Origin of the sequence: Pseudarthrobacter sp. WHRI 8279, from assembly GCF_040224115.2 — a bacterium.
Taxonomy (GTDB): Bacteria; Actinomycetota; Actinomycetes; order Actinomycetales; family Micrococcaceae; genus Arthrobacter.
This window is the reverse complement of the sequence record NZ_CP168163.1, coordinates 37,452-49,749: the sequence shown is the minus strand read 5'-3', so window position 1 is coordinate 49,749 and position 12,298 is coordinate 37,452. Positions and strand designations below refer to the sequence as shown.

10 protein-coding genes and 1 pseudogene are annotated in these 12,298 nt (G+C 65.0%); 4 read left to right on the top strand and 7 right to left on the bottom strand.

Annotated features, from left to right (window positions below; translation table 11 throughout):
• Positions 1–8: 8 nt before the first annotated feature.
• From ABRP28_RS20235 to ABRP28_RS20225, 3 genes and pseudogenes are all read right to left on the bottom strand, one after another.
• Positions 9–1,073, bottom strand: coding sequence for an IS110 family transposase (locus ABRP28_RS20235; protein WP_350005421.1), 1,065 nt, complete (start codon positions 1,071–1,073; stop codon positions 9–11).
• A gap of 487 nt (positions 1,074–1,560) precedes the next feature.
• On the bottom strand, positions 1,561–2,586 hold the full coding sequence (locus ABRP28_RS20230) for a DUF4192 domain-containing protein (RefSeq protein WP_350005419.1): 1,026 nt from the start codon (positions 2,584–2,586) through the stop codon (positions 1,561–1,563).
• Between the two features lie 573 nt (positions 2,587–3,159).
• Positions 3,160–3,261 (bottom strand): annotated as a pseudogene (locus ABRP28_RS20225) (DNA-protecting protein DprA); the annotation flags it as partial.
• 103 nt (positions 3,262–3,364) lie between these two features.
• On the opposite strand from ABRP28_RS20225, the gene ABRP28_RS20220 reads away from it, so the two are divergent.
• The 4 genes from ABRP28_RS20220 (at position 3,365) to ABRP28_RS20205 (ending at position 7,970) form a co-directional block, all read left to right on the top strand.
• Positions 3,365–4,519 carry a tyrosine-type recombinase/integrase gene (locus ABRP28_RS20220; protein ID WP_350005417.1) on the top strand — a complete coding sequence of 385 codons (1,155 nt, stop codon included), beginning with the start codon at positions 3,365–3,367 and terminating at the stop codon, positions 4,517–4,519.
• Positions 4,516–6,978, top strand: a complete 2,463-nt coding sequence (locus ABRP28_RS20215; RefSeq protein WP_350005415.1) for a site-specific integrase — start codon at positions 4,516–4,518, stop codon at positions 6,976–6,978. The genes ABRP28_RS20220 and ABRP28_RS20215 overlap by 4 nt, the downstream gene beginning before the upstream one ends.
• Entirely contained in the window at positions 6,975–7,571 is a 597-nt protein-coding gene (locus ABRP28_RS20210; RefSeq protein ID WP_350005413.1) for a DUF6262 family protein, read from the top strand. Before ABRP28_RS20215 ends, ABRP28_RS20210 begins: the two co-directional genes overlap by 4 nt.
• Positions 7,572–7,766: 195 nt before the next feature.
• A complete protein-coding gene (locus ABRP28_RS20205; protein ID WP_350005411.1) occupies positions 7,767–7,970 on the top strand; it encodes a hypothetical protein in 204 nt (67 codons plus the stop codon).
• A 206-nt stretch (positions 7,971–8,176) separates the two neighbouring features.
• Here ABRP28_RS20205 and ABRP28_RS20200 read toward each other — a convergent pair whose 3' ends face one another.
• The 4 genes from ABRP28_RS20200 to ABRP28_RS20185 all read right to left on the bottom strand — a co-directional run bounded on the left by ABRP28_RS20200 (position 8,177) and on the right by ABRP28_RS20185 (position 11,917).
• Positions 8,177–9,025 carry a DNA-processing protein DprA gene (locus ABRP28_RS20200; RefSeq protein ID WP_350005409.1) on the bottom strand — a complete coding sequence of 283 codons (849 nt, stop codon included), beginning with the start codon at positions 9,023–9,025 and terminating at the stop codon, positions 8,177–8,179.
• A gap of 381 nt (positions 9,026–9,406) precedes the next feature.
• The gene (locus ABRP28_RS20195; RefSeq protein ID WP_350005407.1) at positions 9,407–10,003 is read right to left on the bottom strand and encodes a recombinase family protein; all 597 of its coding nucleotides are present in this window, start codon (positions 10,001–10,003) and stop codon (positions 9,407–9,409) included.
• 274 nt (positions 10,004–10,277) lie between these two features.
• Positions 10,278–10,790 carry a hypothetical protein gene (locus ABRP28_RS20190; protein ID WP_350005405.1) on the bottom strand — a complete coding sequence of 171 codons (513 nt, stop codon included), beginning with the start codon at positions 10,788–10,790 and terminating at the stop codon, positions 10,278–10,280.
• Entirely contained in the window at positions 10,787–11,917 is a 1,131-nt protein-coding gene (locus ABRP28_RS20185) for an MFS transporter (RefSeq protein WP_350005403.1), read from the bottom strand. Before ABRP28_RS20185 ends, ABRP28_RS20190 begins: the two co-directional genes overlap by 4 nt.
• Positions 11,918–12,298: the final 381 nt, after the last annotated feature.

The window sequence follows — 12,298 nt, the reverse complement described above, 5'->3', positions numbered from 1 at the left end:
GGTTGGTTTTAGTTAGTTCGAAGCAGGTCTCGCTTGAGGCTGTAGTAGATCTCGCGGGCGATGAATCGTTTGAGGCAGCGGATGGCATCGGCCGATGAGTGCCCTTGTGCCCTTTTCCGATCGCGGTAGGCCTGGGATCTTGGGTCGTAGCGCAGTCGGCAGATGGCAATGAGGTAGATGACTCTGTTGGCTTGTCGGTTGCCTCCGCGGTGCAGGCGCATGCGGTGCGATTTCCCGGAGGAGACGGGGATGGGTGCGACGCCGCAGAGCCGGGCGAAGGCGGCTTCGTTGCGGAAGCGGTCAAAGTTTTCGCCTGCGGTGATGAGTAGTTGTGCGACGCTGACGGGGCCTACTTGGGGCAGCGCCAGGGTGTTGGGTGCGACGGCGGAGACCAGCCGGGTGAGGTGCTTGTCTACCTCGTTGATTTCGGCAGTGAGTTCGTAAATGCGGCGGCCGAGGTCCCGGAGGGCGTATTTCACTGCCTGCTCGGGCTCGTGGATTCGGCTCAGGTCCGGCCGTAGTGCCCGGGCTTGAGTGGCTTTGCCTTCGAGGGTTTTGGCGGTCAGTCTGGTTCTGAGATGGTCCGGTGCGGTGATCAGCACATCGCGCAGCTGAACACATGCTGCGCTGCGGGCCTTGATCGCAGAGTCTCTGACAAGGTGGAGATTGCGGATTGCTTCCACCGTTCCGGTGGTGTCCTTCGCTGGGTCTGTGCATTCACCGGAAAGTACTTTGCGCGCGGCGGCTTCAGCATCGACAGCATCGCTCTTACCGACGCGGTGCCGGACTTGGGAGTGGCTCTTGTTGACCTCTACGACATCGATCCCTGCCGCGAGCAGGTGCCGGGTCAACCCGGCGCCGTAGGAGCCGGTGCATTCGACGCCGAAGGCGTTGATGATGCCGAAGCTTGCGGCCCAGTCAAGCAATTCGCGGTATCCGTCCAGGCCGGCGGGGAACTTTCGGTCGCCGAGTTTTCGCCCGTCCTGGTCTACTGCCGCGGCATGGTGGACTAGTTGGTGAGTATCGACTCCGATGGTTACGGCCCGGGCGGGGTGTGTCGTTGTGAGAGTCATGCCGCCTCATTCCTGTCGAGGTTGTGATTGGCGAGCACGGTTGACCGGGCCGGGCGGACAAAGCACTGAAAAGCTAAGCTGCACGTTCCTATCAAGTCACGACTCCGTCCGGCCCGGTCGCCCTAGGTGAGTGGCAGGACAGCTGCACCGACAGATCTCCGCATAGACAGATTCATCCACCAAGCACCGAACGTCACGCAGCGGGCAAGTCAGGAACTGCTCCCCTGCCACAGTCTCATTCTCGGCAGCTGACCTGTCTCCGAACGTCAGGCTCGCCATAGCCGAAGCTATGGTCGAGACGGGCAGAGCAATTGAACCGACAAATCTCCTCCAATACAGATCCGGCCCTGTGCCGAACGTCAACATGCGGGTAAGCCAGGAACCACTGCCCTGCCACAGTTGCAATTCTCCTCAGTGCGCATGCGGGGGAGGCCGCCACCGCACCCAACGGGGTCCGGACCGGTTCCCCGGCCCGGCCCCCGCCCTTCTAGCGGTGCCGATTGTAGGCGGTGTCCTGGTTCTTCGCGACGGGGGCGATGGTTCCCCGGCTCACCAGTTGGTCCATCAGTTCCGCGAGCCGGTAGCCCGGCGTGTCAGTCAGGGCGAGCTTGAAGTGGTCTCCGGCTACTGATGATTGGCCTTTGAGGTACGCCAGCCATCCGATCAGGGTCAGCAGGGGCGCCCGGTACCCTTCGGGTGCGGCGTCGATGAGGTCGCGGGCGGTTTCCTGTGCCCGGTCCACGCGGTCCCAGTCCGGGGCGATCCCCTCCCCCACGAGCAGATTCCCGCTCCCCTCGGCGTCCGGCAGCACCGGGTCGATCACGTTGCAGAACAATGTGTCGCGCAGGTCGGGGCGCTGGAAGCACGCCAGCAACTCCACCGCGGTCTCCGGGTCCAACCAGCCGCCCCGGGTCAGTGCCTGGGCCCACAGTTCCCGGCCCGGAGTCAGCTCTGCACCGAGCACTCCCGTGAGCGCGTGACGGATCTGCTCTTCCCTGTCTGCCGGGCCTGCGAACGGTGCGTAGGTGGTGCCGGGCGTCTTCTGGTAGCTGCTGCCACGGAACACCAGTTCCGCATTCAGTTGTCCGTCGGTGATGGATTCCAGCGGTTCGGGCGGGCAGCACCCGGCGTCGCTGTCACACAGCAGGTTCCGCCAGTGCGACGCGGTGACCAGCCACGCGTCCTGCAGCGGCGTCCCTGCGCTGTCCAGCGCTTCGATGACGGCCTCGACGTGGTCGTGAAAGGGGCGGGTCTGCCCGGGCGCGGGGGTGGTGGCCGTGTAGATGGCCAGCAGCACCGCCGTGGCCTGCGTGTCCAGTGCGAGGTAATCCACCATGGAGCGGGCGAAACCTGCGGGTTCGGCGGACGCGGGGGCGTCGACGCGCAGTGTCGCGCCCAGCGTCTTGCCCCGCATGGTCAGGAACACGAAGGATTCACGCGGTACGAACCCGAGGGAGTGCGGGATGAAACCGAGGATGTCGGCGGGGCTGGAAATGCGGATTGCATCAGTCATGGTTTTGAGAGTCCTTTGCTGAGGATGATGGTGGGTGGGGCGGCTTTGGTGACCGGCCAGCTTCCCCTCTCCCCCCTTGTTGTTTTGGCTGCTGGCGAAGCTTGCGGAGCTGTGGCCGACGGAGGCCTGTCTACCCGTGAGGGCAAGGGGCGGGAAATTCCCGGAGGAAATCAGCGACGAAGGAGCGCCGCAGGGACATTTCCTGCACCGCGGGCCCCGACGAAGGAGGGGCTAGACGGGCCGGAGCGGACACGTACAATCCGTCAGGACAGCAGCCAAAATGTCGAAGACAAGACAGGGCCAGGGGCGGTGGAGCCCTGCGGAGCCGGCACTGGCCCCAGAGCCGGCCGCGCCAGCGGACGCCCATTTCCTGGTGAGCCCTGCGAACCCTCCCTCAGCACCCCGGGTCTGCTAACGGGTGTCCCAGACTTCGGTGGCCGCGCGCCCCCAGACCGCCGGCACCGCGTGTGCGAAATGGCGGTCCGCCGCCGCCAACCCACGGCGCAAGCCGGCCACGACAGCGGACCGCCCGCGGTGACCGCCCCCACAAAGGGGACGGCCACCTGTAGCGGACTAAACTCCGAGGAGTTCGGCCACCTCGGCCGCATCGGACACCAGCACCGCCGCCCCTTCTCTCAGGAGCCGGTGGCATCCTGCCGAGTTGGCGCTGTTTATCTGTAGTCATGGAACAGCGTTCTCGATTGTCAGTGATTGGTTGGTTCTTTTTTGTGGTGGACACGTCAGCTTCGCTGTCAGTGGCTGCCCATAGGGTGCTCCCATGATTGCCCTTGGAGCGTTCGGGTTTCGTTGGGTGCGGTCCACTTCCGGAGTGGACTTCGCCGTCGTGTTCGACCGGCGGAGCGGGGTGATTCATCCGGGGGCGTGTGACTGGTTGCGGTCTTTGGTTGAGTCGGGCGCTTCGCCGAACACGGTGCGCAACTATGGTCTGAGGGTCGCGGGGTTCCTGAGTTGGCTTCCGACTCAGGGGCTGGCTTGGACCCAAGCGAGGTCCTCGGCGATGGTGCGGTGGAAGAACCATCTATCAGTGACCCCCGTGCAGCATGGGGCGGCGGTGGCGACGCTGAGACGTCCCGGGACCGTCGGCGCGTGGCTGGTTGCGGTGGTCGAGTTCTACCGGTGGGCTGCGCTGGAGGGTCTCGTGCCAAAGGAGTTGGTGGCCCGTTTATCGGAGGAGCAGTTCGTTCGGCCTGGTCCCCGGGGTGGGGAACGCGGCCGGACGCGCAGTGTTGCCGCGAAGGAGCTGCGGGTCAGGACGGTGGAGGTGCCGAGGGCGCCGGCGTGGTTGTCGGAGGCAGCGGACCGACGGGCGTTGCTGGCGCTTTCGCTGCGTCCGCGGGACCGGTTCTTGGTGGAGTTGCTCTACTTCGCAGGGTTGCGTGTTGGTGAGGCGTTGTCGTTGTTTCGGGAGGATCTGCACTTGCTGGCGGACAACCGGCCGCACGGTTGCCAAGTGAAGGGGCCGCATGTTCATGTGGTGCGCAACCGTTCGGCGAACGGGGCTCGTGCGAAGTCCCTGCGCGTGGTCCCATTGCCTGCGGAGCTCGCGTTCTCTTACCAGGAGGCGCTGCGGGAGAGGATCGGCCGTGTTGGTGATGACCGGGGTCCGAACGTTTTCGTCGCCCTGGATGGGCCGACGGCGGGACAGGCACTGAGCTACGCGAGGGTGGTGGACTTGTTCCGCCGGTTATCGAAGCTGCTGGGGTTCAAGATCCGTCCGCATGTGCTCCGCCATACGAGGGCGACGATCTGGTTGCGCGGGCTGGAGGGCGATCCCGTTGATCTTGACGTCGTGCGGGTGTTGCTGGGTCACCGGTCGATCGCTTCGACGCTGATCTACACGCACGCCTCTGAGGAGTCGCTGAGGGCAGCGGTCGCCAACCCGGCAGTCCAGTTCCCGGGGGCGGGCGCATGAGTGCCGTTGCAGAGGAACTGCTTCGGTCGCTATCTGGTGCCGGCACTGGTTGGCGTGAATTTCTGTCCGGGATGCTCAGCGATGCCTGGGCCGTCGGTTCCTGGGACCCGGGCCGGGGCGTGTTGACGATCGACCCATTCAACGAACTCAACGATTTCAAAGTCTGTGACCGGCCCGGCTGCACCAACCCGGCCGCCCGCGTGGCGTATTGCCAATCGTGCGTGCGAAGGGCCCGGGCGGCAGGTTTACCGGTCGAGGAGTACTCCCGAACCCGGCCGAAACTGGATCCCTTGGAAGGGCGGTCCACGCGGGGCTTCGCACTGTGTGGGGTTCACGACGAGACAGGCCGCCGTTGCGGGCGGGCGCAGACGACCCGTGGACTCTGCCCATCGCACTACTACCGGTTCACCAAGAGCTGCAAAGCCCGAGGTCTGCCGATCACCGATGAGATGCTGGCGGCGTTCATCAGCGACCGGCGAGGGAAAGTGGCCCACCCCTCGGTGCCATGCCCGGTGGAGGGCTGTGACCGGGTGTTCTCCATGCCCCTTTTGAGCGGGCTCTGTGACTACCACGACTCCGGGCTACGGGCGGCGCAGCGGCTGGACCACGCGCTCACCGCGACAGGGTTCATCGAGTCCGACAGTGTCCTGGAACGCCATCAGTTGCCCTTGCGGTCTTTGCCGGAGCCGATGCGCACTGAGCTGCTGTTCGTCCTTCAGCAGTACTCGACCCACGGTTACGGGAGGCTGATAGTGAACAAGCTGCGGCCGTTTATCAACGATGCCCGCCACGACGAGCACACCAATCTGCTGGAGTGTTTCCGCACGCACGAGCACGCCACACGGCTGAAGGGAGTCCGGTCGGTCGGGATCCTGGTGTTGGAGAAGGCCCTGCGGAGGTTCACCGGGTATGAGTCGCTGCAGGAGGACCTGATCTACTTGCAGGACCTCCCGCTGCGGGTGACGAACTCGCACCCCAACGCCGACCTTGCCGGGTCCCCACTGGACATGAGGGAAATCTCCCAGCCATGGCTCGCCGCGGCTTTCCGTGAGTGGCTCGGGTCTACGTTGGAGCCCCGGGCCCGAGTCCAGCGGTGCTTCGCCGCCTGCGTCGAGGCCTCCGCGGTGCTCCGTGCCAAACGCAGCGACGCAGGCATCGATCCAACCCGGCTGGCCTACGAGGACATGGCGGCCATCTCAATCCGCTTCGAGGCCCGCTGGCCCGTCAGGGCCTCACAAACAATCCACGCAGTCTGGTGGGAGCTTTGCCGGACCGCCAGACGACTGGGCACCTGGAAGCAGATCCCGGAAAGCTTCGCGCAAAACTACGCGGTCCACAAGAGGACGGCCCGGCGGGACCGGAACGACCAGAGAGTCGAAAACGACAGGGTCACCCCTGCCGCGGTGATCGAGCACCTGCGCAACCACACCGGTCAGATGAACGTCGGCATGCACACCAAAATGTATCGGTGCGTGCTGGAGCTATTGATGGAAACCGGGCGACGGCCGGGCGAGATCACCTCTCTGGGCACGGACTGCCTCCTCCAGGACCGGCATGGCGGCTGGCTGCTGCGCTACACCGCTCACAAAACCGGAGGAGCCATCAAAGAGCTCCCGGTCGAAACACCTGTCGTGGAATCGATCCGCCGCTGGGAAGGAGTCCGGGAAGAACTCGGCATCCGGTCGTCTTTCCTGTTCCCGACCGGCCGGCGCCGGCTGAAGGACGAGAACATCCCACATATCAGCGAGCCATACTTGGCCCGGATCCTGCATAAGTTCGCCGAGTCGCTCCCGCCCGTTCCCGGTCCGGTGCTGGACCCGAACGGGAACACGGTCGACTTCGACCTCGCCAGCGTCCAACCGTATGACTTCCGTCGCGCCTACGCGCAGCGGCACGCGGACAACGGCACGGACCCGGACGTGCTGCGCCAGCTCATGGACCACGTCTCCATGGCGACCACGATGGGCTACTACCAGGTCACTTCAAAACGCCGCCGCCAGGCAGTGAGCACCCTCGCGCCTCTGGCCCACGACCGTCACGGCCACCAGATCGGCATCGGTAACGGACGAGTGCAACTGAAAATCACCCCGGTCCCCTACGGAGACTGCGCAGAACCAAACAATGTCGCCGCCGGCGGCACCGCATGCCAGCTCCGGTATCAGTGCGCCGGCTGCGGGTTCTTCCGCCCCAACCCCTCACACATCCCGGAGATCGAAAAGGAGATCCTGAAACTCCGATCCCAGCTGCGCATCGCCGAAGCTTCCGACACAGCAACCTACCTCCTCGACGCCCAACGCGGCCTGATCACCGACTACGAAAAAGTAATGGCAACCATGCGCGCACGGCTCGAACAGCTCCCGCCCGAACAACGCCGCGAAATCGACACCATGTCCGAAGTCATGCGCCGCGCCCGCAGCGCCGCCCTGGCCAACAAACAAATCGAGCTGAGGGAACTATGACCACCGGCCACACCCGGGCCAAGGGAAACGCCGCCGCACTGTCCCGGGCACGCGCGCAGACCTCAGCCCGCAAACACCAAGACGTCGTGGCAGCACTGAAAGTCGCCGCGGACCGCGGACACTCACTCACCGTCTCCACCCTTGCCGCTGCCGCGGGCGTGAGCCGCCAATACCTCTACACCCAACCGGACCTCTTGGACGCTCTCCGCCGCCACCAACAAACACAAACCAGTCTCGAAGATCCGCCGCTGCGCGCTGCGCGGGCAGCTGACCTGGTCAACGCGCACGAGACCATCAAACGGCTCAAAGGCCACATCCGTGAACTGAACCTAAAACTCGACGCGGGACTGGCAGCGCAGATAGAACTACGTGATGAGAAACGACTCCGGCAACTCTACGAACAACGCGGCCAGGAGATCGACCGGCTCATCGCCAACAACACGGACCTTTCCCGGACCATCGCCCAGCTGCGGGAAACCATGCGCGGCCTCGAAGACGACCTCACCATCGAACGCACCGCACTGCGCGAGCTCACAGGCCAACCATCAAACGTCACCAACATCCGGTTCGGCGACGCCCCCACACCCATCTGACCCGGCATGCGGTCACAAACGCCGCACGATCCAAGCCAACCAGGAACCAGGTCCTGCCCGTCCCTACACTCGCGAGACAATGGATCCATGAAGTTGGAACTACTCCACATTGATCAATGCCCCAACACAGCCAGCGCACACAAACTCCTCGAAGAAGCGCTGACTGCCTTGAATCACACCAATACTAAAATTCACATGCGCTTGCTGAAGTCCGTCTCTGACATTGAGGGCACCGGATTTGCCGGGTCCCCCACCATCACCGTCAACGGAGCCGATATCTTCCCCGAGGGGGCACCCTCAACCGATCTGGCCTGCCGCATCTACATGACCCCCAACGGGTTTGCCGGCGTGCCAACAATGGACCAACTCACCAAAGCCCTCCGCGATCGTGGACTCTGAATCCGTGGCCTGCTCGTGCTGCGGAAGGCTGAAGCACCGTTCCAAAATGCACGCTCTTGGGTCGGAACCCGCTTACATATGCCGGCGCTGCGGCCTATGGGTTGCGCTCCGGATCCGGCGAGACCCTCCCGACAAACGCTGACCGAAACCACCACTGACAAACACCCCAAGTCGTGGACGTCGTTGACACAACGAATCCGCGGAATCTAGCGCAGAACAGTTGACAGCACACAGATAACGCTGTGCACGCTCCCGGGAACGGCCGCGACATGCCGGGCGATGGTCTCCGCGTGATGGGCCGTGTTCAGCGCACCCGACCGCCAGCGGGCTTCCACGACACAGGTCACCCCGGCCAGGGCGGCGATGATGCGGTTCCTCTGCAGGAAGCGGTACCGGGTGGGGGCGGAACCCGGCGGGAGTTCTGAGAACGTCAGGCCGTTGCCTCGGATCGCGGCTGCGAGGTCAGCGTTACCGGACGGGTAGTCCCGGTCAAGGCCTCCGGCCAGCACCGCAAGGGTCGCAGGTCCGTCTCCCTGACTTCCGGCCAACGCGGCCCGGTGCGCGTGCCCATCGATGCCGTAAGCCAGGCCCGAGACCACGCAAATCCCACGCTGCGCCAACCCGTACGCCATGTCCCCTGTCACGGAGGCGCCGTAGCTGGTCGAGTCCCGGGAACCGGTCAGCGCCACACACTTAAAAGGTGCTGGAATGCCGTTGTCGATATTGCCCCGGTACCACAGCCCGTATGGGGCGTCGGGCAGGTCGTCCAGGCCTTCCGGCCAGTGCTCATCCCCCGGGATAAGGAACCCTCCGCCCAGGCGTTCGATGGTGGCCAGGTCCTTCTCCGGGTCCAGGTCAGGCACGCGGGGCACCCAGCGCTTCAACGCACCTGACAGTTCTTCGGCCGTGACGTCCTGAAGCGAGTGGGCGGGTTGGGCGCCGGTGGCAAGCCGCAGTGCGGCGTACGCGCCGAGCCTGCCCACGAGGGCAAGACCGACACGGTCGCCGGGTTCGAAGAGGCGGGTCAGGGCGGCGCGTGCAATGCGATCGTTCATGGTTTCTCTCGTCCTTTGCTGAGGATCCGGTGAGCGGGCGGCCTTGGTGACCGGCCAGCTCCCCCACTCCCCCGGGCGTTTTTTGCCTGCTGGCGGAGCAACGCGTAGCTGTGCCCGACGGAGCCGGGGCAACCCGAAGGGCAAGCAGCGGATGGATTGTGGGAGGAAATAAGCGAAGCGCCGACACAAGGCATCGGCTGCGCAGCCGTCCGCAGGACGGTTGAGCCGGTGGAGCGGGCACGTACGATCCGCAGGGACAGCAGCAAAAAGCAGAAAAATGTCTCTACAGCCCGAGCGAAGCGAGGTCCGTACAACTGGACCTGGGTGCTGGCTGGGCGAGGCCGGAAAACCCAAGCCTTCAGGCAGCGCGTAGTTTCGGGGCTAGGTCGTGGTGCTCTCTTGTGCAGCACGGGCATGCTGGTGGCGGTAGAGCGTTGCACGGCTCCAGCCAACGAGGCGGGCGGCGTCTTCGGCGGTGCGGCCCTTGGCCCGGGCGTCCTGGGCGATCGCGAGTTTGTCCGCTATGACGATCGGATCAGTCAGCGGTCGGCCGAAGCGTCTTCCGTTCTGCCTGGCAGCGGCGATGCCGGCATTGACTCGCTCGACGATCAGCTCGCGCTCATATTCGGCCAAGGTGGCGAGCATGTTCAGCATCAGCCGGCCTGTTGAGGTCGTCGGGTCTATACCGTCGGAGATGGATCGGACCTGAAGGCCGCGTTCGCGCAGCAGGTTCACGGTGTTCAGCACGTCGATCAGCGACCGGCCCAGCCGGTCGACCCGCCAGACCACGACCGTGTCGCCTTCTTCGGCGTACTCGAGGAGCCTTTTCATTCCGGGTCGCTCGATCGCCGTCTTACTTCCGGAGGTCACGTCGGCGAAGACGTCGCGCTTCTGCACGCCAGCGGAGACCAGAGCGTCGAGCTGCAGCTGGGCGTCCTGGCTGGAAGTACTGACCCGGGTGTAACCCAATTGCCTCACAAGACGATTCTGACTCGAAAAGCCCTCGATGCACCTGCAGCGAGACGATTTACTGCAAGACGCCTTTTCGAGACGCCGAGGACCCAGTCATTCCCGCCCCGCTCGCGCGGCCGCCGCTGGCCCTCCAGGCTCGGGGACAGTGTCTTGAAAAGCTGTTGGTTTTCAAGACACTGTTCAAGGCGGTTTCCTTCCCTTCCAGCTGGCATACCGTGTCTAGCGCCGGCTGGCGATCAGGTTCGCGCCTTCCCGCGGGCTGCTTGCAATTCCCACCAAGTCAGCGCGGCGGCAGTTTGGTGGGAAACAGCGGGCGACAATCCGTGCAGACGTTGATGTCGGAATCCTGCGGTCCGCGTGCCAAAGTAACTTTGCGTTCAAGTTCCAGCCGGGCGTGCAGGGACCAGGCCATTATGATCAGGGCCAGCAAGCCGACTATGCCCTGGACCGAGGGTAGGGCCTCCCTGGGCGAACCGGCCCAGATCAGGCCGAGCAAGCCCATAACAGGCCACCGCAGATCGCAAAGGGTAGGCGCCGCACCGATTGGCGCGACCGTATAACTGCCTGCCAGGAAGCCTGCCAGGATCGAACCCGCCCCTATCAGGGCGTAGCCTGCCCAGCCGGTTCCGGCGCCGAAGATCATACCCGTGGCGGCCGTCAGGAAGACGGCGGAGGCAACGGCCGCGATGACGGTCACCGTCATCCGCTTCCGCGACCAGTTGGCGAGCACTTCCGGTGACTGCCGCAGGCGGCGACGGGGGACGCTCTTCCTGCGCTGTTTGTTTGCCATCATGGCAGCTCCTGGTTCCGGGTGGACTGCCGCGGTTGCAGGGCAGACCAGATGATGACGATGGCTACCAGGGCCAAAGAGATGAACCCGAGACCCGAGTACCCGGCGGCGGCCAGCACGGGACCGGCCAAAGCCCCGCCGGCGGCTCCGGCGGCGTTCATGCCCAGGTCGGAGATGCCCTGAAGTGCGGGCCGGTCCTGCAGCTGCACCGACTCAGCGACCAGGGCTGACCCGGCGACCACGGACGCGGACCAGCCGAGCCCCAGCAAAATTAGGCTCGTGGTTACGGCGCTGCGGGAGTCGGCAGCGACCCCGGCCAACACCAGCGAAACCAGCAGCATCCCCTGGCCCACAAGAATGGTGCGCAGCGGCCCGACCTTGTCTGACATCCAGCCGAAAACGGGAGACAGCGCGTACATGCCTGCAATGTGCAGACTGATGGTCAGTCCAACCACGGTGAGACTGGCCCCGTGGTCGCGCAGGTGCACAGGGGTCATGGACATGAGCGCTACCATCGTGGCGTGACTGAGGGCGACGGCCGCTACCGCGTACCGGGCACGGGGGGTGGTGTTCAGAATCTGCAAGCCGCTCTGAGGCCGGGGCGCGGCAAGGTCCGGCACCCGTGCGGACATCGCGGTCAGGAGGGGGTCCGGCCGCAGGCCCGCCGCATAGACGACGGCGGCTGCAAGCTGGGCGGCCACGGAAAAGGCAAAAGCCCCTGTCAGCGGGGGCAGGCCAAGGGAGGCGCCGACGCTCTCTCCCGGATCGAAGAGGTTCGGACCCAGGACGGCGCCGATCGTCGTGGACCACACCACTATCGAGAGGTCCCGGCCCCCGGACCCGGGCAGAGAAAGGTCAGTTGCGGCGAAACGGGCCTGCAGATTCACCGCGGAACCTGCACCAAGAAACATCAGGCCCAGCAGCAACAAGGGAAAGAGTCCCAGGGCCGCGGAGGTGATGGCCGTGACGGCGCCGGCGCCCGCGATCAGCGCGCCCAAGGACAGCGACATCCGGCGACCGCGGGCTCTAGCCAGCCGGGCCAACGGGACGGCGGCGAATGCGGCACCCAGGGTACTCATCGTGGCGGCCATGCCGGACCAGGCGTTGGACCCGGAGAGTTGCGAGGCCAACAGAGAACCCAAGGACAACGTGGCGCCCATACCGATGCCACCGAGAACCTGCCCACCGACCAGAACACGGATGATGCGACGCTGGAGTCGCTGGTTCCCCATACCGGGCTCGCCGGAAGGAATGACCAGGCCAGGCCTCAAGCCCCCACCCGGTCTCAAGCCTCCGGGGCGCTCCTCCGTGTCCATGCCTATCCTCCTGGCGTGCGTATTCCTGCGCGCACCGCGCAGAGCTTCGTATACCCTTAGGGGTATCATACCCGCAGCGTTGAGGTCCGGGGCGATGGTGACGGAACCGCCCCGTTTCCCCACGGACCAGCCCGGCACGTGCGAAGTTGCAATGACCCGCGGTACGTCCGACACCCCCTAAAAGTTCCCCGCCGA